At 45.2% G+C, this 26,818-nt stretch carries 22 protein-coding genes, 1 tRNA gene and 1 pseudogene; 8 read left to right on the top strand and 16 right to left on the bottom strand.

Annotated elements, in window-relative coordinates; all coding sequences use genetic code 11:
• Positions 1 to 20: 20 nt before the first annotated feature.
• Positions 21 to 1,778 carry an AIPR family protein gene (locus BUR42_RS19075; protein ID WP_074241019.1) on the bottom strand — a complete coding sequence of 586 codons (1,758 nt, stop codon included), beginning with the start codon at positions 1,776 to 1,778 and terminating at the stop codon, positions 21 to 23.
• 179 nt (positions 1,779 to 1,957) lie between these two features.
• Entirely contained in the window at positions 1,958 to 2,578 is a 621-nt protein-coding gene (locus BUR42_RS19070; protein WP_143197519.1) for a P-loop NTPase family protein, read from the bottom strand.
• Positions 2,579 to 2,796: 218 nt separating this feature from the next.
• Between BUR42_RS19070 and BUR42_RS30175 the strand changes: the two are divergent.
• Positions 2,797 to 2,946 (top strand): annotated as a pseudogene (locus tag BUR42_RS30175) (recombinase zinc beta ribbon domain-containing protein); the annotation flags it as partial.
• A 538-nt stretch (positions 2,947 to 3,484) separates the two neighbouring features.
• Here BUR42_RS30175 and BUR42_RS19055 read toward each other — a convergent pair.
• Positions 3,485 to 3,569: transfer RNA gene (locus BUR42_RS19055), tRNA-Ser, on the bottom strand.
• Between the two features lie 86 nt (positions 3,570 to 3,655).
• Positions 3,656 to 3,901: a YdeI/OmpD-associated family protein gene (locus BUR42_RS19050; RefSeq protein ID WP_074241014.1), complete on the bottom strand. Its 246-nt coding sequence runs from the start codon at positions 3,899 to 3,901 to the stop codon at positions 3,656 to 3,658.
• A 44-nt stretch (positions 3,902 to 3,945) separates the two neighbouring features.
• On the opposite strand from BUR42_RS19050, the gene BUR42_RS19045 reads away from it, so the two are divergent.
• Positions 3,946 to 4,851: a sugar phosphate isomerase/epimerase family protein gene (locus tag BUR42_RS19045; RefSeq protein ID WP_074241013.1), complete on the top strand. Its 906-nt coding sequence runs from the start codon at positions 3,946 to 3,948 to the stop codon at positions 4,849 to 4,851.
• A 66-nt stretch (positions 4,852 to 4,917) separates the two neighbouring features.
• Here BUR42_RS19045 and BUR42_RS19040 read toward each other — a convergent pair whose 3' ends face one another.
• Complete coding sequence (locus BUR42_RS19040) at positions 4,918 to 5,955, bottom strand: asparaginase (protein WP_074241011.1); 1,038 nt, start codon at positions 5,953 to 5,955, stop codon at positions 4,918 to 4,920.
• Positions 5,956 to 5,997: 42 nt separating this feature from the next.
• Positions 5,998 to 6,768 (bottom strand): TatD family hydrolase, encoded by a 771-nt coding sequence (locus BUR42_RS19035; RefSeq protein ID WP_074241010.1) that lies wholly within the window; start codon positions 6,766 to 6,768, stop codon positions 5,998 to 6,000.
• Positions 6,769 to 6,887: 119 nt separating this feature from the next.
• On the opposite strand from BUR42_RS19035, the gene BUR42_RS19030 reads away from it, so the two are divergent.
• Positions 6,888 to 7,766 (top strand): hypothetical protein, encoded by an 879-nt coding sequence (locus BUR42_RS19030; RefSeq protein WP_074241009.1) that lies wholly within the window; start codon positions 6,888 to 6,890, stop codon positions 7,764 to 7,766.
• A 52-nt stretch (positions 7,767 to 7,818) separates the two neighbouring features.
• Here the strand turns inward: BUR42_RS19030 and BUR42_RS19025 are convergent, their stop codons facing one another.
• Positions 7,819 to 8,433, bottom strand: coding sequence for a polysaccharide deacetylase family protein (locus BUR42_RS19025; RefSeq protein ID WP_074241007.1), 615 nt, complete (start codon positions 8,431 to 8,433; stop codon positions 7,819 to 7,821).
• 56 nt (positions 8,434 to 8,489) lie between these two features.
• Here BUR42_RS19025 and gltX point away from each other — a divergent pair, with 56 nt between their 5' ends.
• Positions 8,490 to 10,019: a glutamate--tRNA ligase gene (gene gltX, locus BUR42_RS19020; protein WP_074241006.1), complete on the top strand. Its 1,530-nt coding sequence runs from the start codon at positions 8,490 to 8,492 to the stop codon at positions 10,017 to 10,019.
• 163 nt (positions 10,020 to 10,182) lie between these two features.
• Here the strand turns inward: gltX and BUR42_RS19015 are convergent, their stop codons facing one another.
• Entirely contained in the window at positions 10,183 to 11,850 is a 1,668-nt protein-coding gene (locus BUR42_RS19015; protein ID WP_074241005.1) for a glutamine--tRNA ligase/YqeY domain fusion protein, read from the bottom strand.
• Between the two features lie 116 nt (positions 11,851 to 11,966).
• On the opposite strand from BUR42_RS19015, the gene BUR42_RS19010 reads away from it, so the two are divergent.
• From BUR42_RS19010 to fumC, 4 genes are all read left to right on the top strand, one after another.
• The gene (locus BUR42_RS19010) at positions 11,967 to 12,386 is read left to right on the top strand and encodes a cobalamin B12-binding domain-containing protein (RefSeq protein WP_074241004.1); all 420 of its coding nucleotides are present in this window, start codon (positions 11,967 to 11,969) and stop codon (positions 12,384 to 12,386) included.
• 108 nt (positions 12,387 to 12,494) lie between these two features.
• Positions 12,495 to 13,310: a porin family protein gene (locus tag BUR42_RS19005; protein WP_143197518.1), complete on the top strand. Its 816-nt coding sequence runs from the start codon at positions 12,495 to 12,497 to the stop codon at positions 13,308 to 13,310.
• Between the two features lie 113 nt (positions 13,311 to 13,423).
• Entirely contained in the window at positions 13,424 to 14,200 is a 777-nt protein-coding gene (locus BUR42_RS19000; protein WP_074241002.1) for an enoyl-CoA hydratase/isomerase family protein, read from the top strand.
• Between the two features lie 31 nt (positions 14,201 to 14,231).
• The gene (gene fumC / locus BUR42_RS18995) at positions 14,232 to 15,629 is read left to right on the top strand and encodes a class II fumarate hydratase (RefSeq protein WP_074241001.1); all 1,398 of its coding nucleotides are present in this window, start codon (positions 14,232 to 14,234) and stop codon (positions 15,627 to 15,629) included.
• An 81-nt stretch (positions 15,630 to 15,710) separates the two neighbouring features.
• Here fumC and BUR42_RS18990 read toward each other — a convergent pair whose 3' ends face one another.
• From BUR42_RS18990 to gldF, 8 genes are all read right to left on the bottom strand, one after another.
• Entirely contained in the window at positions 15,711 to 16,682 is a 972-nt protein-coding gene (locus tag BUR42_RS18990) for a sulfite exporter TauE/SafE family protein (protein ID WP_084185703.1), read from the bottom strand.
• 206 nt (positions 16,683 to 16,888) lie between these two features.
• Positions 16,889 to 18,985 (bottom strand): TonB-dependent receptor plug domain-containing protein, encoded by a 2,097-nt coding sequence (locus BUR42_RS18985; RefSeq protein ID WP_234979718.1) that lies wholly within the window; start codon positions 18,983 to 18,985, stop codon positions 16,889 to 16,891.
• Positions 18,986 to 19,013: 28 nt separating this feature from the next.
• Entirely contained in the window at positions 19,014 to 19,754 is a 741-nt protein-coding gene (locus BUR42_RS30015; RefSeq protein ID WP_234979717.1) for a TonB-dependent receptor, read from the bottom strand.
• 280 nt (positions 19,755 to 20,034) lie between these two features.
• Positions 20,035 to 20,703 (bottom strand): lipoprotein signal peptidase, encoded by a 669-nt coding sequence (locus tag BUR42_RS18980; protein ID WP_074241000.1) that lies wholly within the window; start codon positions 20,701 to 20,703, stop codon positions 20,035 to 20,037.
• A 65-nt stretch (positions 20,704 to 20,768) separates the two neighbouring features.
• Complete coding sequence (locus tag BUR42_RS18975) at positions 20,769 to 23,258, bottom strand: bifunctional UDP-N-acetylmuramoyl-tripeptide:D-alanyl-D-alanine ligase/alanine racemase (protein WP_074240999.1); 2,490 nt, start codon at positions 23,256 to 23,258, stop codon at positions 20,769 to 20,771.
• 67 nt (positions 23,259 to 23,325) lie between these two features.
• Positions 23,326 to 24,276 carry a TerC/Alx family metal homeostasis membrane protein gene (locus BUR42_RS18970; protein ID WP_074240998.1) on the bottom strand — a complete coding sequence of 317 codons (951 nt, stop codon included), beginning with the start codon at positions 24,274 to 24,276 and terminating at the stop codon, positions 23,326 to 23,328.
• Between the two features lie 70 nt (positions 24,277 to 24,346).
• Positions 24,347 to 26,062: a gliding motility-associated ABC transporter substrate-binding protein GldG gene (gldG, locus tag BUR42_RS18965; RefSeq protein WP_074240997.1), complete on the bottom strand. Its 1,716-nt coding sequence runs from the start codon at positions 26,060 to 26,062 to the stop codon at positions 24,347 to 24,349.
• Between the two features lie 2 nt (positions 26,063 to 26,064).
• A complete protein-coding gene (gene gldF / locus BUR42_RS18960; protein ID WP_074240996.1) occupies positions 26,065 to 26,802 on the bottom strand; it encodes a gliding motility-associated ABC transporter permease subunit GldF in 738 nt (245 codons plus the stop codon).
• Positions 26,803 to 26,818 lie beyond the last annotated feature (16 nt).

The raw sequence follows: 26,818 nt of genomic DNA, 5'->3' as shown, positions 1-26,818 counted from the left end.
TTCTCTTAAACTAATAGACCTTAATCTGATGCCCATCTATATTCAAAATCATCAGGTTTTAATTCCAGCATTTTATTGAGCTTTCCTTTTATTTCTTGACCGCCTGGCATGAGCGGCAACATGCTGAAATAGTTCCTTATAGCTCCATTAATCCCAGCTAAACAACTTTTTGCTTTGATCCAGTTATGCGGACTGAAAACTCTATTTTGGGATTGCGGTTCATTTGCTGCAGCTTCTAGAGCCATATTTAAGCTTACCCCAGCAATTTTAATCAACTCGGTGATCATCCCCTCTTTGTTTGCTTTTTCATAACATCTACTGGGAAAAGGAACTCGTTCCGCTTGGTTATTTGAAATTGAGAAGCACATACCTACCGCGTAAAGATGATGATAGGGCGCATATGCCTTCATTGCAAGCAATGTTTCATTTAAACCTAGAGGGTTTTCCTTACTCCATGTTTTTAAAATCTCCTGGAAGAAAAAATTTAGTGCCTGTGCATTTTCGGGTTTATATTCTCGCTTGAAAAGCTGTTCAAAATATTTGTCAAATATCTTTGTCTCGCTGTAAGATATATTGGGCCTTTGTGAATGCCATGCAATCAAAAATTTACCTAAGTCTGAAAAGTCTAGTACTAGCTCTTTTGATTTATCAGCTGGGGGAACTTCCCCACGTTTAGTTATGAAGTAACCTTGCGAATACTTCTGCTCAAATTGTTTTTTTATGTTCAATACTCGCTTATCGTTACTTCGCAAATCTCTTGGTTTTACAGCGCTTTGAGAATTTGTACTGATACTAATTCTATCAGCTCTGTCTCTTTGTGGTATCTCATAGAAACGAAATAATACATATGTATCCTCCAACTCTTTCACTCTTTCACTGCAACTTAAAATCGTATTAAGCGATTGACAACCATTTACCACACTGAGGCCTTTAAGTCTTAGTTGAGTATCTTTCTTCTCCATTTTATTACATATTGCTGTAATACCATTATGAAAGAAAAAGAAATCTTTATGCTTATCGCCATAAATTGTTTGCCTAATCCCCTTGTTTACTGTATTGCTCAGTCCTAAGCTTTGGCGGACATTTTTTTGAAATAATGTTCCATCCTTAATACCCGGAATTTTTATGCATTCTTTAAGGGGAAGTGCTCCAATGGCAACTTGAGTATTAGCAAGAGTCTCATACATAAAGTGGCCTGCCGAAAGATCAATTATATGATTTATAAGGGGATTTTCTTTTTCTAGCGCTAAATCGTATCTCCTTCTAATTTCGTCACTATCAATGATTGAAATAGTACATATCAAGTCATCCTTTTCAGATAATTCTGCAAGTTGCTGTTGAAAAGTTGCAAGATCATTTTGGGCAGCAATTGTGGGTGTGCCAGTTGTAATTAACTCAAATGCTATCTCATAGTCGTCCTCAAGTGCTCGTGCAACATCTGACAACTTTCTTTTTAATTTATTATTGCCAACTTGTTGGAGCCTAACAAGGTTTCTTAACTGTACCCAAGACGACAAAACTTCACGTAAAGGTTCTGCATCAATTTTATCTCCACCGATAAACTTCCCTTGAAGAATGAAAACTGAATTTTTCTCATCGTCAATTACAATAGCATCAATCTGCTTATCATCTGTCCCGTCTGTAATATCATCTTTGGCCTCCACCATATCACGAAGGTGAATATTCCTCAAATACCAGGCTATAAATCGTTGGCCTTCATTAGAGAAATTGTCTTGATAGTAGGAAGCTTTTATTTCTTCTTTAATCTGTTCAAACATTGTTAGGCAATTAATTTTACTCGTTACCAATGTACCTGTAATTATTAAATATACATAGTTTCACAATTAGTTAATACAGCTTTATAAAGCAGGGCAACACAAGATTTAACTTAAGAAAGCGTACTGCCTATCGCTTAATAATGGGCCAATTGTATATTCAGATTATATTTAGTCTATTTTTAAAAAAACATAACACCTCCCTGATTAAACCTCCCCATCTGCACAGCTTTACCTTTCTCTGGCACCTCTATAACCACGTCTACATCGTGCTGGAAGCTATTTTCTCCCCGGAAGTTTCCTTGTTTAGTGGACTGGAAAACATATATAAATGATTTGGTGGGGTACTGTGCTTTCAAGTTCCTTATCTGATCCGGGGTTAGCCCCAGCCGACTAACACTATCCAGAAATATAAAGTCATAGGGTGAAAGATCGGCCTGTAACTCACCGGTTACAAACAAATCAGGGTGTTTGGCTGCATTCAGTTTCTCCTGTAGGGTATAATCCAGCCCTTCTTCCTTTGCCACATATAACACCTTGCCATGGTTTTGAGCCAGGTAGGAGGCAAAATCAATGCAGAGATAGGATTTGCCCATTTTAGGCTTACCGAACACCATTGCGGTAAAATTACCTGACGGATCACCTATTAATTCCAGCCATTTTCCTGTAAATCCAAGCGTTTTAAACTGCATTTTGGCAAAATCCATACTATTCACCACCGCGTCTGGCGGTAGAGCCTGCTGGTTATTGTCTGGTAAATCCAGTCCGTGTAAACCGCCATGACCACATTTTTGCCGCCACAACCGCACCCACAGCCGTTTAAGACATCATGAATACCATTCAGCACAGCCTGGTGAATGTGCAGGGTGTCAGTTTTCTTAGCTGACTTCATAAAAGTGCGCAAGGACTGTAATACCTTCTTCATACGCTCCATGTAAGGATCGTTAGCTGGCAATTTCCGTTTATTAATAGCCCCGGCAATCAGGTTCATAAAAAAGAAAATGACTACCTGCCGTTGAAGGTGTTTTTAAAATGTGATAGGTGTGGGGAGCCATTAACGGGCTATGAAAGGCGTAAAAAGACCAAAACGAAGGTCTTGAAGTTCTATTACTATAAGTGCCGTACCAATGGATGTAAATGCAACCGTAATGCCGCAGAGCTTCATCAATTATTCGAAGACCTGTTAACTACCCTACAAGTGTCAGAGGAATTAATGGCACCCATACAGTACGAAATGGAAAGGTTTTATGAGGAATGCTCAAAAGACAATGTTGAAAAGGAAGCCTCTTTAAAGAAACAGCTGGCAGCAGTAGAAAAGAAAATAGAAGATGCCGAGGAAAGCCTTTTGTTGAAGAGTGTAACACTGGAAGTGTACAACAAATTCAATAACCGGTATCAGGAGGAAAGGGCCAAAATTTTAAAGGAACTGACAGAATGTGCAAAAAGCATTTCGAACCTACCCGAAGCTCTGAAAAAAACCTTGTCTTTTACGCGCAATCTCAGTGTAGCATGGCGTTCCAGCGAAGCGACCCAAAAAGAGGAATTACAAAAATTGATCTTTCCGGAGGGAATTGTATATGATCGGGAAAAACGGGCATTTCGAACCCCTAAGATGAATTTAATTTTTCAGCTAATTGCCCACCAGTTGGGCAATTTCGCTTATAAAGAAAAAGGGACTTACCATTACTTTTATGATAAGTCCCTTTTAGCGGAAAGGAAGGGATTCGAACCCTTGATACCTTGCGGTATACCCGCTTTCCAGGCGAGCCAGATCAACCACTCCTGCACCTTTCCGTTGTCCCAAATTATTCATTCGGGGCTGCAAAGATATGCCTTTGTCTAAAAAATCCAAGTAAATGCCGTATTTGTTTTAATTATATCTATTTGCCGTTATAAACCATGTTCATGTACTTCCCACCCTTTTTAAGCTCATCCAGCATCTGGTTCAGCCTTTTCAGCCTGGTTTCCTCTCTTTTAGCACTGCTGATCCAGTGGATATAATCGTTTTGCTGATAGGGCGGCCTGTTTTCATAAGCCTCAAACAGCTTGTGTTTCGTTAGCGCCTGTTCAATGAAGTCCGGCATGGGGTACTTCGGGCGTTTTAAGGAACTGAAGTCTTTTTTCATTAAGAAGAGATTTGTACTTTGTTAGAAACAGAAAACCCAACATCATGCCATATAACAGACGGGATTTTATTCAAACCATTGCCATGGCCGGAGCTGCATTGCCGTTTTCCTCATTTAAATTAAGGAAAGACTGGGAAATACATGCATTCTCCAAACCCTTTCAATGGATGGATTACCAGTTGCTCTGTGAAACCTTCGCTGCAGCCGGTCTGGATGGGGTGGATTATACCGTTCGGCCGGAAGGGCATGTATTACCGGAAAGGGTAACCACAGATCTGCCCAAGGCTGCAAAAGCTGCCAGGGACGCAGGCCTCAAAACAACATTGATGACTACAGCCATCCTGGAGGCGGAAGGTGCAGATACTTTACTGAAAACTGCGGCTGATCAGGGAGTGAAATACTACCGTATGGGCTGGTATGATTATATAAAAGGAAAATCTATCCAGGAGAGTATCAGGGTCCGTAGCCAGCAGTTAAAGGAGTTGGCAAAACTAAATAGCCAATTAAACATCCAGGCAGCCTACCAGAATCATGCAGGTCTGAAGGTGGGTGCAAGTGTATGGGACTTGTATGCGATGATCAAAGACGTAGATCCGAAGTATGCCGGTGTGCAATATGATATCCGCCATGCTACTGTGGAAGGCGCTAACAGCTGGCCTTTGGGTTTGGAGCTTATCCGGGAACACATCAATACCCTGGTGATAAAAGATTGTAAATGGGTGAACAATACCTTACAGAATGTGCCGCTCGGAGAGGGGATGGTGAATTTTAAAGCATTCTTTCAAAAAGTGAAAGAATATAATATCCATGTTCCTATTACGCTGCATCTCGAATATGAGTTGTTGAGTAAAGCACAGGAGGCTTTGCCGGTAAAGGAAAAGCAGCAGATCGTATTAGGTAAGTTGAAGAAGGATGTGCAGGTGCTGAAAGGGATGCTTGCAGGGATCTGAAAAACACCAACTTTATATAGCAACAAACATACATCGCAAAGCCTGATCTGCTTACAGCCACCACCTTTAAGGCAATATCTCCGTCGCCGGCGTCAATTCACCTCTCAACGGCAACTCGATCAAACGCTTCATCTCATCCATGGGAATGTTCTGCCCTAACAGGAACATCAACTTGGTAGTAGCAGCTTCAAATGTCATATCATGCCCACTCACTACGCCGATCTTTTGCAGATGCTGACTGGTTTCATACTTCCCTAATTCAACAGATCCACCATCGCATTGTGTGATATCCACCATCAGGATGCCTTTATCCGCCGCCTTTTGCAGGCATTCTGTGAACCAGGCTTGCGTAGTAGCATTACCGCTTCCGAATGTTTCCAGGATCAAACCCCGCATGCCGGGTGTATTCACAATAGCTTCCACAGCGCGGCGGGTAATGCCCGGGAATATTTTCAGTACCCCGATATTAGGGTCCAGGTTCTTGTGTACGATCAATCCTTTTTCAGGACCAGGCAGTACGTAGTTATTCTTGTATTTGATATCGATGCCGGCTTCAGCCAGGGCAGGATAGTTCATGGAGTAGAAGGCTTCGAACTTTTCAGCGTTGTACTTCTTGGCGCGGTTGCCGCGGAAAAGCATGAAGTCGAAATAAATGCAGACTTCGGGAACCATACAGTGGCCATTGCTTTTGGTGGAAGCAATTTCCATGGCGGTGATGATATTCTCTTTAGCATCTGTACGGATCTTGCCGATGGGCAACTGGCTACCGGTAAGGATCACGGGTTTGGAAAGATTTTCCAGCATGAAGCTGAGCGCTGAAGCAGTGAAGGCCATGGTGTCAGAGCCATGGAGGATCACAAATCCATCATAACGGTCGTAACGGTCTTCAATAATGCTGGCTAATTCCGTCCAGATCTCCGGCAGCATGTCTGAGGAATCCATGGGAGGATTGAAGGCGTAAACGTAGAAGTCAATTCCCATGCGATAAAGCTCAGGTAGGTTGTTCCTGATCTCATTGAAGCCGATGGGCCGTAATGCAGTCGTCTTTTCGTCGTAGATCATCCCAACGGTACCACCGGTATAGATGATTAAAATCTTCGTCATTTATCTCTTATAGAATTGCATGCAAATGTATTCACTTATCAGTTAGTGCATTTTGAATAATTTCCGGGCATTGCCTGTAGTAATTGCAGCTACTTCCTCAATTTTTAGATTTTTTACATCTGCGAGCTTCTGAGCGATCAATGGGATATAGGCACTTTCATTCCTTTTACCACGATAAGGTACTGGTGCCAGGTAAGGGGCATCTGTTTCGAGCACAACATGTTGAAGGTCAATATCGGTCATCAGTACATCCAGGCCTGCTTTCTTAAAAGTTACCACTCCGCCTATACCGAGGTAAAATCCCATGTCTATGATCTCCTGTGCTTCTTCCTTAGTGCCTGAAAAACAATGGAATACACCAGTGAGGCTTCCGTTGTGCAGTTCTTTTACCACATCTATACAGGCCCTGGTGGCTTCCCGGCTATGGATAGCAATGGGGAGCTGGTGTTCGATGGCCAGCCTGATCTGCTGGCGGAAAGCAGCGTATTGCTGATCCAGCAAAGTTTTATCCCAGTAAAAATCCAGCCCTATTTCCCCTATTGCCCAGAATTTCCGCTTTGATAACCAGTCCTGCACAATAGCCAGCTGTACTTCCACGTTTTCTTTCACGTAACAGGGGTGCAGGCCCATCATGGGGAGACATTCCTCCGGAAATTCAGCCTCCAGGCTTAACATCCCGGGTATGGAGTCCTCGTCAATATTGGGCATCAGCAGCCTGTTTACCCCCTGCCGGATGGCCCGGGTGACCATTTCGCTCCTATCTGGATCAAACTCAGGGGAGTATAAATGGGCATGCGTGTCAATCCAGATCATTATATATAGTTTTTTTCAATTAATTGTTTATCTTTAAGTTCTGGAAAATCCTAATATTTAATTTAAACCTTTTCACAAAGGTACTTCTCAATTAGCCAATACCTATTAAAACCGTTCTGATGAAACACTATTTTAACACCAACAAAGTACTCTCCGTAACCGCATTAGCAATTGGCGCTATTACCATTTTCTTTGCCTGTAAGAAAGATGATAAAGCAGGTGCCGATGACAAAAGGGATAATCAAACAATCGCTGCCGCTCAGCAGGAAGCTGAAGTGAATGCGCTGTATGAAGATGCCTTCACTATTGCTTTAGATTATAATACTACTGAATCCGACCTGAATGGTGGAAATAGAAAAGCTCCCGGTTCAACCTGGAATGATTATTCCAGATGTGAAGGCGTGGCCTTGAGCATTGATCCGGCAGACTTTCAGACCTACCCTAAAACGATCATCATCGATTTTAAAGGAGGATGTACTGATGGTAACCGTACCCGCAAAGGTAAACTCAAGATCGTTGTAGATAAGATCTTTGTAAGCCCTGGTGCTGTGGCAACAGTAACTTTCGATAACTATTATGTGAACGATATCAAAGTAGAAGGAACGCAAACCATTCAAAACCTTTCTTCCGGTGATGGTTTCGGTTATTCTTATACCGTGGCTGAAGGTAAGCTCACCTGGCCTAATGGACATGCAGTTACTTACAGCGGTAACCGCACTTTAACACAGAAAGAAGGTGCCAACACTCCATGGGTGATCAGCGATGATATTTATGAATTAAAGGGTAATGGCAGCCTGAAGGATAGCAGTGTGATCGCTACTGTTGCTATCAAATCCGGCCTGATACGCAAGATCGTTTGCCCTTATGTAGGTAAAGGTGTTGTGGAACTCTCTGTGAATTCATTCAAAGCCAGCCTTGACTATGGTAATGGTGATTGTGATAACAAAGCAGTACTGACCGTAGGTGATAAAACAAAAGAGATCACTTTACCGAGATAATATTTCTCCAAACATATGCTAAACGCCATAACCTCAGGGTTGTGGCGTTTTTTTATACAATAGCTTCCACCCGTAATCCTTTACGGGCACAATGTTCCAGCACCCTGGGCAAAGCATAGCTCAGTCTGTCCCATGCTTTTTCGCTATCGTGAAATACAACAATAGACCCGGCTTGCAATTTGAATACAACATTCTGCAGGCAGTCTTCTCCACTGATGGAAGTATCAAAATCCGCACTCAGGATATCCCACATAATGATCCTGTAATCACCTTTCAGTTGTTTGACCTGGAAGGGAGAGATCCGTCCGTAGGGAGGGCGGAAAAGATTGGAACGGATATATTTCGCGGCTTCTTTGATATTAGCGAGATAGGTTTCGGTACCGGCTTTCCAGCCGTTTACATGGTTATGCGTATGGTTTCCTACGGCATGCCCATCCAGCAGGATCTGCTGATAGATCTCCGGATATTCCACTACATTTTTCCCGATACAGAAGAAAGTAGCTTTTGCATTGTACTTTTTCAACTGCTCCAGCACAAAAGGGGTGGCTTTAGGATGCGGGCCGTCATCAAAAGTGAGATAGACGGTGGGCACATCCGGAGAGAAGTTCCAGATACAGCTTTTGTACAGTGATTTGAGGAAAGCGGGTGTTTTCGTAAAATAGAACATACATTATAGGATTTGAAATCTCGTTCCCAAGCCCGAAATTATTATTTTTGCGCCGTATGAGTCAGAAAAAAGTAAGAGTACGCTTTGCACCCAGCCCTACTGGCGGTCTTCACCTCGGCGGTGTTAGAACGGTGCTGTTCAATTACCTGTTCGCCCGCCACCATGGTGGAGATTTTGTATTAAGGATAGAAGATACAGACCAAACCCGCTTTGTGCCGGGGGCGGAAGAATATATTTTGGAATGCCTTCGCTGGTGCGGCCTGGAAGCTGATGAAGGTCCTCATAAAGGAGGGCCTTATGCCCCTTACCGCCAAAGTGAGCGGAAAGCCCTCTACCGGCAGTATGGAGAACAACTGGTGAACGCAGGTTTCGCCTATTATGCTTTTGATACCCCCGAGGAGCTGGAAGCTATGCGGGAGGTGGAAAAAGCACGAGGCAACCACTCTCCGCAGTATAACCATTCCGTACGCAAAACAATGCGTAACTCCCTCACGCTGGATGCTGCTGAAGTAAAAACTTTGCTGGAAAAAGGCACTCCTCATGTGATCCGTATTAAGATGCCGGAAAATGAAACGGTAGCCTTTACAGATATGATCCGGGGAGAAGTGAGTTTTCAGACCAGCACGGTGGATGATAAAGTATTGCTGAAAGCAGATGGCATGCCCACTTACCATCTTGCCGTAGTGGTAGACGATTATCTCATGAAGATCTCTCATGCCTTCCGGGGTGAGGAATGGCTGCCTTCCGCACCAGTGCATATCCTGTTATGGAAATACCTGGGCTGGGAAGCGGAAATGCCACAATGGGCGCATCTGCCATTGATCCTGAAACCGGATGGTAATGGTAAACTGAGCAAAAGGGATGGAGATCGTTTAGGCTTCCCCGTTTATGCTATGAACTGGCTGGACCCTAAAACAAATGAACTCACGCAGGGTTTCCGCGAAAGAGGTTTCCTGCCGGAAGCATTTGTGAACATGCTGGCCATGCTGGGCTGGAATGCCGGTTCCGAACAGGAAATATTTTCCATTGATGAACTGATACAGCAATTCTCTATTGAAAGAGTACATAAAGGCGGCGCCAAATTCGATTATGATAAGGCGAAATGGTTCAACCACCAGTATATCGTGAAGAAGGATGATGCCACGCTGGCAAAGCTTTTCCAGCCTGTATTAGCTGAAAAAGGACTGGCACCTGAAGAAGCCTATGTAGCTAAGGTAACCGGGCTGGTGAAAGAACGCTGCCACTTTATCAATGAGATCTGGGACCATGGTTTCTTCTTTTTCGTGCGGCCGGACAAATATGATGTAGAAGCCGTAAAACCTAAGTGGACGCCGGAAAAACAGGCTTTCTTCGAATCCTGGATCACGGAGATCGGCGCACTGCCGGACTTTACATTTGCAGCATTGGAAGATAACTTCAAACAACTGGCTACTGCAAAGAACATTAAACCGGGAGAGTTGCAATTACCTTTCCGCATTATGTTATGCGGAGGGAAATTTGGCCCGCCGGTATTTGTGATCGCAGAAACATTGGGTAAAGAGGAAACGATCGAAAGGATTAAGCAGGCTTTGGCAATTTTTGCGTAACTTCCATATAACCAATATATAAGGGGCTGACTAAATATCATTAGTCAGCCCCTTTTTTTGATATAATTTTAGCTGTTCCTGTTGAACGAAGGGGGAACGAACCTATGGTGAAGGAGTGATGAACACTGCCTTTACCTGGAGAAGGTTAAAAACCTATCAGTACCTATGCTTTTTTCGCTTCTTTCGCCCAGGTATCCTTCAGGGTAACGGTACGGTTAAATACCAGTTTACCGGGTGTTGAATCCGGATCTACACAGAAATACCCTTTGCGGAGGAACTGGAATTGATCTCCCACTTTTGCATCCAGCAGGAATGGTTCTATATAGGCCTGCGGTATTAGCTCCAGCGAAGATGGATTGATGAATGATTTGAAATCACCTTCTTCGGCAGCAGGATTTTCTACAGAGAAAAGCCGGTCGTATAAACGAACTTCCGCTGTGGCAGCATGGGCTGCACTTACCCAGTGTATGGTTCCTTTCACGTTAATACCGCTGGTATCTGATCCGCTTTTGCTTTCCGGGATGTAGGAGCAGAAGATCGTAGACACATTGCCGTCAGCATCTTTTTCAAAGCTGTCGCACTTCACAATGTAAGCATGTTTCAATCGCACCATCAGGCCGGGGCCGAGACGGAAGAATTTCTTGGGCGGTTCTTCCATGAAATCTTCTCTTTCAATATACAGGGTGTTACTGAAAGTAAGGTTGTGGTGCCCGCTGTCAGGATCTTCCGGGTTATTTTCAGCCGGCAGATCTTCTGTTTGCCCTTCAGGATAATTGGTGATCACAAGTTTCACCGGGTCCAGTACCGCCATTACACGGTTGGCTGTTTTATTCAGTTCCTCGCGGATGCAGAATTCAAGCAAACCTATTTCTATCAGGTTATCCCTTTTAGCCACGCCTACCCTTTCTGCAAAGGTGCGGATGCTGGAAGGGGTGTAGCCACGACGGCGGAATGCGCTCAATGTTGGCATGCGGGGATCGTCCCAGCCTGTTACATGTCCTTCATTCACCAGTTGCAGCAGTTTACGTTTACTCATCACCGTATAGCTCAGGTTCAGGCGCGCAAACTCGTATTGGTGCGAAGGAAATATATTCAGTTGTTCAATGAACCAGTTATACAATTCGCGGTGGGGAATAAACTCCAGCGTACAGATGGAATGCGTGATCTTTTCAATACTATCACTTTGCCCGTGGGCGAAATCATACATGGGGTAGATGCACCAGGTATCTCCTGTACGATGATGATGAGCGTGTTTGATGCGGTACATCAAAGGATCGCGCATGTGCATGTTCACATGGGCCATGTCTACCTTTGCCCGTAATACTTTTGCGCCGTCAGGGTATTTACCGGCACGCATGTCTGCAAATAATTGCAGGTTCTCTTCCACGCTCCTGTTCCGGTGAGGGCTGTTCTTTCCTGGTTCCGTGGGCGTACCTTTGAGGGCAGCAATTTCTGCCGCTGAAAGATCATCCACATAGGCCAGGCCTTTTTTGATCAGCGCTACGGCAAAATCGTGCAGCTGCTCAAAATAATCAGAGGCATATAGTTCATTGGCCCACTGGTATCCAAGCCATTTGATATCCGCTTTAATAGACTCTACATATTCTGTTTCTTCTGTTACCGGGTTGGTATCATCAAAACGGAGATTGGTCTTACCGTTATATTTATTCGCCAGCCCGAAGTTCAGGCAGATGCTCTTGGCGTGGCCAATATGGAGGTATCCATTTGGTTCCGGAGGGAAACGGGTATGCACCCTGCCATCGTTAACGCCATTCGCAATATCATCTTCTATGATCTGTTCTATAAAATTCAGGGATCTTTCTTCGCTCATATATTGTAGCTTTTGCCGAATTGCAAATGTAAGATAAATGGGCTTTTGTTGTCTATGGGGGGCTCCTTGACCGCATCCAGCCGGAAATTCTTACATTTACGATCCAATCAGGTAATATGGTCAACCCGAATCAACGCCCCATCCGTGTATTGGTAGCCAAAGTAGGTCTGGATGGCCACGACCGCGGCGCCAAAGTGATAGCAGCAGCTCTCAGGGATGCAGGGATGGAAGTAATTTATACCGGCCTGCGCCAAACCCCGGAAATGGTGGTAAGTGCAGCTTTACAGGAAGATGTGGATGCCATTGGCATCAGCATCCTTTCCGGAGCACATATGACAGTTTTTCCAAAGATCATCCACCTCATGAAGGAAAAGGGGATGGACGATGTATTATTGACCGGAGGGGGGATCATCCCGGACCAGGATATGCAGGAATTATACGAAATGGGAGTGGGGAAGCTCTTTCCCCCAGGTACCAATACCCAGGAAATTGCCACCTACATCACAGGCTGGACAAAGGAACACAGGGAATTTTAACTTTTTTGAAACATTTTCAAAACCTGGTCGTCTTACTAAGAACGGCAGCATGCTCAAATGGCGTATTGTCCGCCTATTCCATTCTTAACTACGCAAAAGTTGAAATTTATGAAGGTTATCCGTTACACTATGCTCCTCCTCCTGTTAGCCATGACTACAGGTCTGCGTGCCCAGGATTCTACTGAGGCCGAACCCAAAAAGAAAATATCTTACCATTTCCATTTTTATTCCGCACCTCCCAAACCTGGCAGAGGGTATGTGACCACAGGTGGCAACGGGCCGCTGCTTTCCTTTGCAGACATGAAAAATAATGGGGAACACGTTCGTAACATCCCCCGTTTTACCCTGTTCTTTAATATCGGGCAGAATTATAACTATGATTTTTCCAGGAGCTTCGGGGTTTTCTCCGGGCTGAATATCAAAAATATCGGGCTGATCAGCAAACCCAACGATTCCGTGAAGCTGAAACAAAGGGTATACACCCTGGGCGTGCCCTTAGGTTTTAAGATAGGGGACCTGCGGAATGGCTTTTTCTTCTTTGCCGGTGGTGAGTACGATCTGGCCTTTAATTATAAAGAGAAATACTTCCTGCGCGGAGATAAGAAAAGCAAGTTCAATGAATGGTTCAGCGACCGCACGGACCTGCTGATGCCTTCCGTTTTCGCAGGTGTTCGCTTTAACCCGGGTTTTGGTGTGAAAGTGCAGTATTACCTGAACGACTTCTTCAATAAGGATTACACAGAAACGGTGAACGGGGTGAAAGAACAGCCGTATAAAGATATGAAGGCCAATATGCTGTTTGTAACGCTGAGCTACAACTTCGGTGGTTTCAAATGTGATTTCGGCAATCATCACCGCAGGGCTGATAAAGAAAGAAAAGGCACCAAAGTGATCATCGAAAAGAGAACGGTGACCGACAAATAATTAATGTTTCTATATTTATGATCTCAGGGGCGGCATGCAAATGCGGCCCCTTTTTCATTTCGGCACCTTGGGATTATGCGTTAATTTAGATGGAGATAAAAACGACTCATTATATGTATAAGACGCTGACCACAAACATCAGGGATGGCATCATGGAGATTGCCATCAATCGCCCGGACAAGCTGAATGCCCTCAACCAGGAGGTAATGAAGGAACTGGCCCTGGCAATTGACGAAGTATATAAAAATGAGGCTGTACGCAGTGCCATTATTACCGGAACCGGTCCAAAGGCTTTTGTAGCCGGTGCGGATATCAGTGAATTCCTGACCCTGTCTACAGACCAGGGAGCTGATCTGGCCAAGCTGGGGCATATGGTGTTTCAGCGGATAGAAGAAAGCCCTAAACCCATAGCCGCCGCAGTAAACGGTTTTGCATTAGGGGGAGGATGTGAACTGGCCATGGCCTGCCACTTCCGTGTAGCGAGCGATAATGCAAAATTCGGGCAGCCGGAAGTGAACCTGGGTATTATTCCCGGTTACGGGGGTACACAAAGACTGGTACAACTGATCGGAAAAGGCAAAGCCCTGGAGTTAATGATGACGGCAGATCTGATTGGAGCGGAAGAGGCCAGGCAGCTGGGATTGGCCAATCATGTAACAACACCTGAGGAGTTGTTGCCTAAAACCCGTTCCATCCTGCAAAAGATCCATGAAAAAGCACCTTTGGCCATTGCGAAAGTGATCAAGTGCGTAAATGCGAATTTTAAATTTGATGTGGATGGATTTAAAACCGAGGTGGCTGAATTTGCGGGCTGTTTTGCCACACAGGACCTGCAGGAAGGAGCAGCAGCTTTTATAGAGAAAAGGAAACCGGTCTTCAAAGGAGAATAATTGACTATTTTTGTGGCCTTAAAATTAAAACATGGACTATCGGATAGAGAAAGACACGATGGGAGAGGTGAAAGTACCCGCAAATGCATATTTCGGTGCTCAGACCCAACGCTCCATCGACAATTTCAAGATCGCACAGGACATCAACAAGATGCCTAAAGAGATCATAAAAGCTTTTGCATACCTGAAAAAAGCGGCAGCCCTCACTAACCTGGAAGCAGGCGTGCTGCCGAAAGAAAAGGCAGAACTGATCGGAAAAGCCTGCGACGAGATCCTGGAAGGTAAACTGGATGCAGAATTCCCCTTAGTGGTTTGGCAGACCGGTTCAGGTACCCAATCCAATATGAATGTAAATGAAGTGGTAGCCTATCGCGCACACGTGATCAATGGCGGCCAGCTTACAGATAAAGAAAAAGCCGTTCACCCGAACGATGATGTAAATAAATCCCAGTCTTCCAACGACACCTTCCCTACTGCTATGCACATTGCAGCGTATAAGATGTTGATGGAAGTAACCATCCCCGGTATTAAAAAACTGCGTGATACTTTGGCTAAGAAGTCTAAAGAGTTCATGCATGTGGTGAAGATTGGCCGTACACACTTTATGGATGCAACTCCGCTTACCCTGGGCCAGGAGATCAGTGGTTATGTATCTCAGCTGGACCATGGCTTACGTGCTATCAATAATACCCTGGCTCACCTGAGCGAACTGGCATTGGGTGGTACTGCCGTGGGTACAGGGATCAACACACCGGAAGGGTATTCTGAAAATGTAGCGAAGAAGATCGCTGAATTAACAGGCCTGCCTTTTATCACTGCCGAAAATAAATTTGAGTCACTGGCTGCACACGATGCGATCGTGGAAGCGCATGGTGCTTTGAAAACAGTTGCTGTGAGCCTGATGAAGATTGCCAATGATATCAGGATGTTAAGCTCCGGCCCACGTTCCGGTATTGGTGAACTGCATATCCCTGATAATGAACCGGGTTCTTCCATCATGCCGGGTAAAGTGAATCCAACACAGTGTGAAGCGTTAACAATGATTGCTGCACAAGTAATGGGTAATGATGTAGCGATCAGTGTAGGCGGTGCTACCGGCCATTTTGAATTGAACGTTTTCAAACCAATGATGATCTATAACTTCCTGCATTCTGCACGTTTGCTGGGTGATGGTTGTGTAAGCTTTAATGATAAATGTGCAGAAGGACTGGCGCCTATCGAAGCAAACATCAAAAAGCACGTGGATAATTCCCTGATGCTGGTAACCTCTCTGAATACAAAGATCGGTTATTACAAAGCTGCTGAAATTGCACAGACTGCGCATAAGGAAGGCACTACCCTGAAAGAAATGGCGGTGAAGTTAGGTTATGTGACGGCGGAAGAGTTTGATGCCTGGGTAGATCCCAGCAAGATGGTAGGTAAGATCTGAGAATGATATCTTATAAAATAAAAAGCGTCCATCATAATGATCGGACGCTTTTTTTATGCAAGCAATTCTAAAACAGTTTCATCATTTCCAGAACACCAGTACAATTGTTCTGATGCTCATGGCTATTACCAGCACGCCTACCATGATCATGAGAGGCTTCCGCTTCATTTTCTTTACCAGCACTGCTGCAAAAGGAGAAGCGATCACACCACCCAGTATCAATCCGATGATCACCTGCCAGCTATCAATACCATTGAATAAAAGGAAAGTCCCTGCACTGGAAACAGAGATAAAAAACTCTGCAGCATTCACGGAGCCGATGGTATAGTTCACCGTACGGCCTTTACTCAAAAGGGTAGAAGTAACAATAGGGCCCCAGCCGCCACCGCCAATTGCATCCATGAATCCGCCGAAGAAAGCCAGGGGACCCAGTCTGCGGGTTTTGCTTTTGGGTTTGTTCCGCTGTAAAGCTTTACGTAAGATCAATACCCCCAGGATCATGAGATAAGCGCTCATGAAGGGCTTGATGATATTACCATCTATTTTGTCCGACAGGAGATAGGCTCCTATTACGGCTCCGATCATACCGGGGATCAGTAAATGCAGGAATAATTTCTTATTAACGTTGCCCAGTTTAAAGTGCGCAATACCAGAAGCACCGGTTGTGAAAACTTCTGCTACGTGTACACTGGTACTCGTCATAGCGGGTGATACGCCCAAGCCTAATAAGAGAGAGGAAGAAGTGGCTCCGTAAGCCATGCCCAGCGCACCGTCTATCATCTGTGCCATGAGGCCCACTCCCATAAAAAAGAGGAGCTTTTCCGTGAAAACGCTTTTCGTAAAATCGGTGATACGGTTTTGAGCATCCAGGGAGATGCCATAATTATAAGTGAAGTAGAGACCTGCAGCCACCACCACTATAGAAACGCCAATGAGCACCCAGATCCAGTGCTGCTTTTTATTGTCCTCATTTACGAGGTCAATCAGCACCTTCTGTGTTTCAACGGTAGCTACGCGTTGCTCAACCTTATCGATCACCTCGTTATGCGACATAAATTATAAAGTAATATAGTCTACGGGAATTGTGGACTAAAAATAGGTTTAATCCCTGGTATATCCAAATATCTTGTAGTCCTTTTTAAAAATGACGGAGGCCTGCTGAAAGGGCCTCCGTCTGGTTGATAATGGTGGTCTTCGATCTGGGTTTCCATGGTTAGGATCCCGTTGGCCGCCATTGCTATTGGATAGCAGTGGGGCAATTATTTGGTAAGCAGACCTTCCACGGTGATGGCTGCATAGTATAATGCACCAATGTTTGGTCCGGCTGCATATTGAATGTACCTGTTATTGAGGAGGTTAGATCCGCCCAGTTTAACAGTGGATTTAAGTTTGGGGAAACGGTAATTCACCTGTGCATCCACTGTACTGTAGGCAGGCACATCTCCATTTGCCAGCGGGCTCTCCCAATAGAAGGTATTTTGCCATCTCCATACCACATTGAAACCGAAGTTTTTGAGTAACTCGCGGTTACCGATGGAAATGTTGGATACCCAGTCGGGGGTATTGAAGCCGGTAGCGAATACGTCTTTTTGTTTATTCTCTACAATAGCATTGTAATTCAGGTTACCTGCCACTGTCCATTTTTTATAGAAGTTATAGGTTAGGCCAAGGGAGGCGCCGTAGTTATCATATGTTTGTTTGGCATTGGTATATACCCGATAGCGCGTTTGCTTGGTACGGTTAGCTGCCAGCATATCTATCACTGCTTCATCCGAACCTACTTTTCCGGTAGAGGGCGCCGCTACTTCCACCTGGCCCAGGAAGCCATCATAGCGGTTGTAGTATGCGTCTGCATCCACTACAATCTTGTGGCCCAGCAATACGCTACGGTAACCCACTTCAAAAGAGTTGATCCTTTCAGGGCGGGTAGGGGAGAGGTTGGTAACTTCCAGTAATGCTTTGTTTTTGATCGCTGCATTATTTGCAGTTAAGCCATCTGCCACATCTTTATTCACTGCATTGTTGAAGGTATTGATGGAGGCGAGGGTGTAGGAATTTTCCAGGTAACCCAGGCCTTCATTAATATAGGCAAGACCGCCCACCCTTCTAACGTTGCCGTTATTTACGAAAGACAATGCTTCAAACAGTGCAGGGAAGCGGAAACCATTCTGCCAGGATGCGCGGAAATTATGTTTCTCCGCGGCTGTATATACAACAGCGATCCTCGGATTGATCTTGGGATCGAATTCCGTATTATGGTCAAGGCGGATGGAACCCACCAGCTTCAGTTTTTCGTTAAAGAAGGTTTTACTGATCTGTGCAAAGCCGCCGTATTTTTTATAGTATACATTTTTTCCTCCGGGTTCTGTACGTTTATCCAGTGGTTTGCTGAAATCCACGAAGTTGTTGCCATCAGGAATTACTTCATAGATACGGCCATCCAAACCAACGAGCAGGTTAAAGATGTTCACTCTTTTGCTGAGGTCCCATTGTGCATCCACATGATATACGCGGCTATGCTGGTCCAGCCAGGCACCGCCGGTTGCAGGAGCTCCGGCTACCGCACTTGCATGGTCCCAGTTATTGATACCGATGATGGTATTTTTCAGCGCATTGAATTCAGGGGTGCCGGGTTGTACCCTTCCCTGATCTGCTACTCCGCGGGCAAGGCGCATAGCTTCTGCGAGTTCTGTTCCTGCATTGATCTCTGTTTGCAGTTTAGCCCTGAAAGCATCTCTCCAGGCATTGTTGGATTTATTGGTGAGATCAAGATTATCTGTTAGTGGTTTCAGGTTGTAAGAGTCCCCCGTATTTTCAAGGGAGATATATCCACGGATAAAATAATCGGCGCCTTTTAATTCCAGTTTGTGATTCTGTACAACTACATCGTTCAGCTGGATCTTGTTACCACGTTGGAAAAGGCCATCCATCTGGCCGCGGCGGTATGTGTAGGAGAGTTCTGCTTTGGAACCTAATCTCCAATATAAACCCGCATCAAATTTGATGTTTTCAACGATGGGGTTGGCAAGATCTTTTTCCCAGTAACCCGTACGGCGTACATTGAAAGTTTCTGTTTTGCCATTCAGTTGTACGGCTACGGAAACGTTGTTATTATTTTCATCGCCATATTTATTCCATGCATCGTATGCAGGATTATTAGCGGCTCCGTTCAATGCAGGAAAGCGGGAGTTGGCTGCAGCATTCTGATCTGTTGCTGTGCTGGAACGCCAGTCTGTTCCGCGGAGATAACTTACATTCACTTTGAATGCAAAGCGATCGCGGAAGGATTGTGCATAACGGATAGCCGTCTCTGTTAATACACTTGGATCTGCATCAATGCCGTCCACATGGTTCACACCTATTTTTTGATATACGCTGAGGCCTTTATAGAGGAATGGACTTTTTAGTCTGAAGGTTGGCCATACCGTTGATAGCGTTCATACCATACAGTGCGGAAGCTGCGCCGGGAGTGATTTCCACGCTGGCAATATCCAGTTCTGTTGGGCCGATAGCATTACCTAATGGAACACCTAAAGTAGCTGCCTGCATATCCACACCATCTACCAGCTGCATGAACCTGAAGTTATTGGGGATGTTGAAACCGCGTGTATTAGGCACTTTGAAGGTAAGGCTGGAGGTAGTCATCTGCACACCTTTCACATTTTCCAATGCATCATAGAAGCTGGGAGCGGGTGATTCTTTGATGGTACGAATGTCCAGTTTCTCAATGGCTACGGGCGATCTGAGTGCCTGTTCTTCCACACGGGAAGCGGTTACTACAACCTCTTTGCCCAGCAGGGTTTGAGTAGCCAGGGAGATGTCTATACGGGAAGTGGTGTTTTTCACTTCAAACTCCTGCGGAGAGAAACCAAGGCTGGAGAACACCAGTGTGAATGGGAATTTCAACCTTGTTTTAAGTGTGAAAACACCTTTACTGTCTGTAGTTGTGCCGGAAATGGTTCCTTTGATCTGGATGCTTACACCAGGAAGGGTTTCTCCGGAATTCTGGTCTTTTACCTGGCCGGTGATCTGTACGATGCTGCTTTCCTGCGCAAAAGCTGCTGCAGTGAAGAGTAAGAGGGATAATAGTAAAGTAGATCTAAGGGTATAACGCTTAATTTTCATATTGATTGACATTTGATATACCAATCCTATTAGTCTATAGAATTGGTGGACAAATGTAAAATGAGAATACGGAATTTGCAAGTTTTTTTGGAATAAGGTGCCTAAATGCTGTGTGATGCCTTTTTATATGGTGCGGACCTTTAGCAGTGGGGATACCTGATTAGCTGAACAGCGAACAAAAATATGAAGTGAGTGACACAACGGCGGCTGAAAAAAGAACCATATGCTGGTTCCCAATGAGCAAAAAAAGAGGCGCTCGTTAAAGCGCCTCCCTGTATAATTACATTACCTGTTGCCGATCGTCTACTACGGCGCCGGTTTCAATGGAAGGCGCGGCGTCATCTGCTTTCTTATGCAGGAATCTTTTCTGGAAAAGCAGAATGGTGATCACTCCTACGGAGATGGCAGCATCTGCTATATTAAATACAGGGCGGAAAAAAATGAAATGTTCGCCGCCCCAGATAGGTACCCATTTAGGGAAAGTGCCGTCAAAAATGGGGAAATAGAGCATATCTACTACGTTGCCATGTAGAAAAGTGCCATAACCACCGCCAGCGGGCAGGAATTGTGCTAATTCGTAACGGGTGCTTTCTGAAAATATCAGGCCGTAGAACATACTATCTATCAGGTTTCCCGCAGCTCCGGCTAGGATCAGCGCGCCACAGATCAGTAAACCTTTGTGATATTGCTCTTTCACTAATTTTTTCATGTAGATGAAACCAAGTACCACAGCTACCAGGCGGAAGAGGGTAAGGGCAATTTTGCCAAATTCTCCGCCAAACTTCAGGCCATAGGCCATCCCTTCATTTTCGATGAAATGGATGTAGAAAAAATTGGGTATAACAGCGAATTGCTCCGCAATGGTCATATTGGTTTTGATCCAAAACTTCAACACCTGGTCAACCAGAAGGATCAGTACTACGATAAAGACAACGTGACGGTATTTCAAAATTTCAAGTTTTCTCAAAAATAACGTATTATTTGAAAGATGATAACAGTAACATGTTATGATTTTTATTCCTGGAAGTATACCCTTTTCACTCTTTGTGAAATTCCGGTGAGTATTTCGTAGGGAATAGTATCCGCCCATTTAGCCAATTGCTGTACGGTCAGTTCTTCGCCAAACACAATCACTTCATCACCTTCCTGAACATCAGCGATATGTGTAACATCGAGCATTAACATATCCATGGCCACCACGCCGATAACAGGTGCTAACTTTGTGCGGATCATCATTTTACCATTTCCGTTACCCAGCTTCCTGTCGTATCCATCTGCATAGCCTATACGAACGGTGGCGATGAGGGAAGGGACTTTTGCTTTCCACTTTCCGCCATATCCCACAGTATCCCCTGCCGGTATGCGTTTGAGCTGTGCCACCGTAGTTTTCAGGGTGCTGACATTCCGCAGTTTATCCTGGAAAGAGGTACTATCTACGCCATACATTCCAATACCCAGCCGTACCATATCCAGCTGCAGGTCCGGGTGGCGATGGATAGCAGCGCTGTTGGCAATATGGCGGATCACTGCATAACCCAGCTGCTGCTGTAATAATGCGCTCATTTGCGTGAAAAGCTGTGCCTGCTTACGTGTAAAGGCATCCATGGCAGGGTCTTCACTTCCTGCAAGGTGACTGAAAATGGATTGTACTTTGAATAAACCATCTTCTTTCAACCGGATAGCTAACTGATCCAGGTCCGCCTGTTCAAATCCCAGGCGGTGCATGCCGGTATCCAGTTTAATATGTACAGGATAATCTGTTTTATTCGCATACCGAACTACTTCCTCAAACTGTTCGAGGATGTGCATGGAATATAATTCAGGTTCCAGGTTCCATTGCAGGATAGCATCAAAAGTGCTGGGTTCCGGGTTCATCACCATAATAGGCAGGGTAATTCCGGCCCGGCGGAGTTCAACCCCTTCATCTGCATACGCCACTGCGAGGTAATCTACACCGTGGAACTGCAGCAGGCTTGCAATCTCAAAACTTCCGCTGCCATAGGAGAATGCTTTTACCATAGCCATTAACTTAATACCGGGTTTTAACAAGGCCTGGTATTGTTTTACGTTATGGGCGATAGCGCTCAGATTTATTTCGAGGATGGTTTGATGCGCTTTTTGTTCCAGTAATTTACCGATGCGTTCAAACTTGAAGACCCGCGCACCTTTCACGAGGATGGACTCATTCTGGAAATCTGCAGGGTTCACTTCTTTCAGGAAATCTTCCGTGGTGGGGTAGAAGCTGCTCTTTATTTTAGAGAAGCTTTGTTTTTCCCGGGAAATATTTTTGCCGATACCGATCAGCTTCTGAATGCCTTTCTTTTCCAGCATGCCGGCTACTTCCTCATACAGCGAACCTTCGCTTTTCCCGCTTTGCAAAATGTCGCTGAGGATCACGGTGCGTTGCGGATGCTGGCGTTGTTGTTGGAGGAATTCGAGGGCTATGGCCAGGGAGCCAAGATCAGAATTATAACTGTCGTTAATGATGGTGCTGTTGTTGATGCCTTGTTTCATTTCCAGGCGCATGGCAATATTGCCTAAGAGGTTCATGCGTTCCTGGATCACCGCCTGTGATTTACCCAGGTAGAGCATGAGTGCCCAGCAATGAATGGCATTTTCAATGGAGCCTTCGTCTACAAAAGGGATGCGGATGAAGAGCGGTTCCTGTTTGTACAACGCATCTATGCGGGTGTGATTATCATTTTTGTCTACCCCGATTATCCGGAGGTCTGCATCTGTTTTGCGGCTCCAGGTGAGGAGCTGCAGATCGTTATCAATTTCCCTTTTCCCTACGAGGTTATGGAAATTGTTCACGCATTCATTGAGGGCCAGGTAATCTTTGCAATAGATGAGCACATCACTCTTCATAAAGAGGATGAGCTTTTCATTCACCTTTTGCCGGATGTTGAGGAACCCTTCGTTATGCGCTTCGCCGATATTGGTGAAAATACCAATGGTGGGGCGGATGATCTTTTCGAGGTTCACCATTTCACCGGGTTGGGAAATGCCAGCTTCGAAAATAGCCATCTGGTTCTCCGGTTTCATTTGCCACACGGAGAGTGGTACACCGATCTGCGAATTATAGCTTTTAGGGCTGCGTACGATGTTGTAATCTTTTTCCAGTAACTGGAACAGCCATTCTTTTACGATGGTTTTACCATTACTGCCCGTGATACCTATTACGGGTATCTGGAACTGATGGCGGTGATATGCTACCAACGTATGCAGCGCCTGGAGAGAATTCTTCACCAGGATGATGTTGGCTTTTGGATATTGGGCAGTGGACATAGGTTCACTGACCACGAAATTACTGACGCCTTTCTGGTACATTTCGTCTATGTACTGGTGGGCATTTCGTCTTTCGCTAACAAGGGGGATGAACAATGAGGTTTCTGGAATAAGCAATTTGCGACTGTCCAGCAAAATATGTTCTATCTCCGCATTCCCGGTCTGTTGCAGCAATTCCCCCTTAAGGATCTTGCTGATACTTTCTGCTGTATACAACTTTATATGGTTTTTTATATAAAAGGAAAGCGTTCAGGGACTCTACTCCTGAACGCTTTCGGATCAACTATTTTTCGAACTCGCCCTCAGGCTTAACAGGTAATTTTTTGTCGTGATAAATGGAGTAAACGATAGACCCTGCCAGGCAGGCTACGATCACTACCAGCGATACCCATACCGGTAAATGGAAGTTGACGATCTCCGCAAGCATCTTCAAACCGATGAACACCAGTACGATCGCGATGCCCTGTTGCAGGTAATCGAACTTATCCACTGCACCACGCAGCAGGAAGAACAGTGAGCGCAAACCCAGTACGGCAAAGATGTTGGATGTGTACACCACCAGTGGTTCTTTTGAGATCGCAAAAACCGCGGGGATGGAATCCAATGCAAAGATGATATCTGTTACAGCCAGCATTACTACCACTACGGAAAGTGTGGTGAGGTATATTTTGCCATTGTGTTTTATTGTAAATCTGCCATTGGGCTCCTGGTGAGAGATACGCATGTACTTCTGCATAAAGCGGTAGGCAAAGTTTTCTTCCGGTTTAAATTCTTCGTGCTGATCTACGATGAACATTTTAACACCTGTGTAAACCAGGATGGCGCCGAACACATAGAGGATCCAGCCGAATTGTGCGATAAGGGCCACACCCACTGTAATAAAGATGGCGCGGAAAACAATGGCCATGAGGATACCGATCAACAGTACCCGGGCATAACTTGTTTCTTTGATCTTGAAGAAACCGAAAATAAGGATGAAAACAAAAATGTTGTCGATAGACAAAGACCATTCCATTAAGTAGGCACTCAGATATTCAACCGCTAAGCGGCTGCCATCTTCATACCATACAAATGCGAAGAAGCCAAGTGACAGGGCAACCCAGAATGAAGTTTGGACTAATGCTTTTTTTATGGAGACGGTTTCTCCTTTTTTACTAAGCAATCCAAGGTCGAAAATAAGGGCCAAGACGATAACAATACCAAAAACGATGTACGTCCATTGTTGCGATGTCATGAAAGGAGGAAAATTTATTGAACTGCAAAGATAATATATTATAACATCCTTTTCCGGGGAAAACGAGTGTTTATGCTGCGTACCGGCGTTGGCGGATGAACTGGAACACCATGGCAAAGAGCAGGATAGCCCCTATGGGCACTATAAAGGCAATCATTTGCCATTTGGTCCTGTCCTTTTTAACCTTTTCCGTATCCAATAGCCGGAGCGTCAGTTCTTTATTCCGGGTATCCATAATGGGGGCTTTGCTGGTGAGGTACTCCATACTGTTGAGGAAGAACTCTTTGTTGGCAAACACATATTGAGGATTAAACTCATTAACGCCCATCTGCATAGGACCGTTCTTCTGTGAGAAAGCATTGAAAATAACATCCGCATCACTCACTACGATCATCCTGTTAACGGTATCGGCTATTCCTTTAAAAGGTACGCCGGATAAGGATTGTATGGCTTGCTGCTCTGCTGTTCCCAGGCGATGATTGAAAAGAGAAGGGAAACGGCCTTCCATCAGAACGGCTGTAGGGATGTTCCGCATGCGGTATTCCCTTGGATTTGGCTGCTGCTGAACACTTTCAAGACTTATCTCTACCGGGGCGTTCACTGTTTTGCTATGTTCCGAAGAACTGAGCAGCACGGTTTTTTTGATGTTTTCGTCTTTAATAAGATCTATGGAGTTCGCAAAACGGCTCATCACAAGGTCCAGGTTTTTGACGATGGGATGTGCGTTCGTGGAAGCCAGCAGGGGGAAATAAGGGAAGGGGATGGGTTGGATCTGTGGTTTGTCGCCAATATTGCCTACTACCAGCGGGATCATATCGCTTTGCAGGTCCATCACCAGGTCGAGGTTTACGCGTACGCCGTATTTGAAGAGGAGGTCTTCCAGCTTCAGATCACGGGGTAAAGCCATAAAACTTCTGCCTCTTAAGCTATCTGTAGCAGCAGTAAGGTTATCGAGGAACCAGATCACTTTACCGCCGTTCATAACATACTGGTCTATTTTCAACTTATCCTCATCAGTAAAGCTTTCCAGGGGGCGGGCAAAAATAATGGCCGTAAACTCCCGGGGAATAAAGGCATCTACTTTCAGGTTGATGGTATCTACCTGGTAGATCTCGTGGAGGGTTTTGAGCGCATCATATACATTATTGCCTTCCGGTTCTCCGTGTCCCAGCATATATCCTACCAGCGGGCGTTCCGGCTGTTGTAACTGGTAGATGGCATGGGCGAACTTATATTCAAGTAATGCTTCTGAGCTGTTGAGTGCCTGCATGGGATCCAGGCCTCCCTGGCTTTTTAACAAGTTGATGCCATTTTCCCGGCCTTTATAAGTTAACAATGCTCCGGGGAAAATCAGCCGCTCTGCATAAGCATCCTTGCTATCTTCCTGTACCTGCAGGTTAAAGGGAAGTATGCCTTTGGACATCAGGGTATCCTGGTAACGCATACGCATAGAGTCTGGCAGTTCCGTTCCGGGATTCACGAAAGAGAAGCGGATATTATTACCTCCGTACTGCTGAAATTCCTCCAGCAATTCGCGCGTAGCATCAGCCAGCTGGCGAAAACCGGCGGGATAATTTCCTTTGAGATATACTTCTATGGTAACCGGCGCATCCAGGTCCTTTAAGAGTGCGCGGGTGGAAGGAGCAAGGGTGTAGCGCTTTTCAGCTGTAAGGTCCCAGCGGCCGTGAAAATAAGAAGCGGCAATATTCACTGCTATCAGTAATGCCACAATACCCAGGGTACGTTGCAGGTATTTCTTTCGTTTATCCGTTCTTGTTGCTTCCATAATTATCCCTGCCATATTTTGCGTTCCAGCGAAATTTTAGTCAGATAGAGCATCAGCCCCGTTACGCTTAAGAAGTAAATGATGTCCCTGCTATCTATCACCCCACGGCTGATGGAGTTATAGTGATAGCGGATCCCAGCCATTTGCAGATAATAGTCTGCTCCGCCGCTGAATACAGGTACTTTACTTAACGCGTCAAAACCATTATAGAATATATAACAGGTGAAAATAGCTACGAGGAAAGCGATCACGGCATTGCCGGTAATGGAGGAGGCCCAGATACCGATGGCGGTAAAAGTACTGCCGAGCAGGAACAGCCCCAGGTAAGAGCCAATAATGCTGCCATTATCCAGGCCGGCATTGGAAGCGGAGAGTTGCGCCATGGCTACATAATAGACCAGGGTTGGTAATAATGCAATGAGTACGATCAGCACGGCGGCCCAGAATTTACCCCAAACGATCTGCCACCAGGTGATAGGTTTGGTGCTGAGCAGTTCCATGGTGCCGGTTTTGAACTCGTCCGCCAGGCTCCGCATGGTAATAGCGGGTATCAGCAAGAGGAATATCATGGGTGCCAGCTCAAAAAGCCCGTCCAGGTTGGCATAACCGGCATCCAGCAAACTGGTTTCCGGGAATACGAAGAGGAAGAGGCCATTGGCCAGCAGGAACAGGATGACGGCCAGGTAGCCGGTGATACTGCTGAAAAACTGGTGGATCTCTTTTTTAAATATTGCTAACATAAGGCGGTCAATGCAG

It is taken from the genome of Chitinophaga niabensis (assembly GCF_900129465.1).
Classification (GTDB): Bacteria; Bacteroidota; Bacteroidia; order Chitinophagales; family Chitinophagaceae; genus Chitinophaga; species Chitinophaga niabensis.
The sequence above is the reverse complement of the archived record's forward strand: the minus strand, read 5'-3'. Positions and strand labels throughout refer to the sequence as shown.

What these genes read in the sequence shown, in the direction of transcription:
- gldG (WP_074240997.1), bottom strand. Translation starts at nt 26,062, where the DNA reads ATGGAAGCAACAAGAACGGATAAACGAAAGAAATACCTGCAACGTACC.
- gldF (WP_074240996.1), bottom strand. Translation starts at nt 26,802, where the DNA reads ATGTTAGCAATATTTAAAAAAGAGATCCACCAGTTTTTCAGCAGTATC.
- BUR42_RS19045 (WP_074241013.1), top strand. Translation starts at nt 3,946, where the DNA reads ATGCCATATAACAGACGGGATTTTATTCAAACCATTGCCATGGCCGGA.
- BUR42_RS18970 (WP_074240998.1), bottom strand. Translation starts at nt 24,276, where the DNA reads ATGACATCGCAACAATGGACGTACATCGTTTTTGGTATTGTTATCGTC.
- BUR42_RS19010 (WP_074241004.1), top strand. Translation starts at nt 11,967, where the DNA reads ATGGTCAACCCGAATCAACGCCCCATCCGTGTATTGGTAGCCAAAGTA.
- BUR42_RS19015 (WP_074241005.1), bottom strand. Translation starts at nt 11,850, where the DNA reads ATGAGCGAAGAAAGATCCCTGAATTTTATAGAACAGATCATAGAAGAT.
- BUR42_RS19030 (WP_074241009.1), top strand. Translation starts at nt 6,888, where the DNA reads ATGAAACACTATTTTAACACCAACAAAGTACTCTCCGTAACCGCATTA.
- BUR42_RS18990 (WP_084185703.1), bottom strand. Translation starts at nt 16,682, where the DNA reads ATGTCGCATAACGAGGTGATCGATAAGGTTGAGCAACGCGTAGCTACC.
- BUR42_RS19040 (WP_074241011.1), bottom strand. Translation starts at nt 5,955, where the DNA reads ATGACGAAGATTTTAATCATCTATACCGGTGGTACCGTTGGGATGATC.
- gltX (WP_074241006.1), top strand. Translation starts at nt 8,490, where the DNA reads ATGAGTCAGAAAAAAGTAAGAGTACGCTTTGCACCCAGCCCTACTGGC.
- BUR42_RS19050 (WP_074241014.1), bottom strand. Translation starts at nt 3,901, where the DNA reads ATGAAAAAAGACTTCAGTTCCTTAAAACGCCCGAAGTACCCCATGCCG.
- BUR42_RS30015 (WP_234979717.1), bottom strand. Translation starts at nt 19,754, where the DNA reads ATGAAAATTAAGCGTTATACCCTTAGATCTACTTTACTATTATCCCTC.
- BUR42_RS19005 (WP_143197518.1), top strand. Translation starts at nt 12,495, where the DNA reads ATGAAGGTTATCCGTTACACTATGCTCCTCCTCCTGTTAGCCATGACT.
- BUR42_RS19075 (WP_074241019.1), bottom strand. Translation starts at nt 1,778, where the DNA reads ATGTTTGAACAGATTAAAGAAGAAATAAAAGCTTCCTACTATCAAGAC.
- BUR42_RS19035 (WP_074241010.1), bottom strand. Translation starts at nt 6,768, where the DNA reads ATGATCTGGATTGACACGCATGCCCATTTATACTCCCCTGAGTTTGAT.
- BUR42_RS19000 (WP_074241002.1), top strand. Translation starts at nt 13,424, where the DNA reads ATGTATAAGACGCTGACCACAAACATCAGGGATGGCATCATGGAGATT.
- BUR42_RS19025 (WP_074241007.1), bottom strand. Translation starts at nt 8,433, where the DNA reads ATGTTCTATTTTACGAAAACACCCGCTTTCCTCAAATCACTGTACAAA.
- fumC (WP_074241001.1), top strand. Translation starts at nt 14,232, where the DNA reads ATGGACTATCGGATAGAGAAAGACACGATGGGAGAGGTGAAAGTACCC.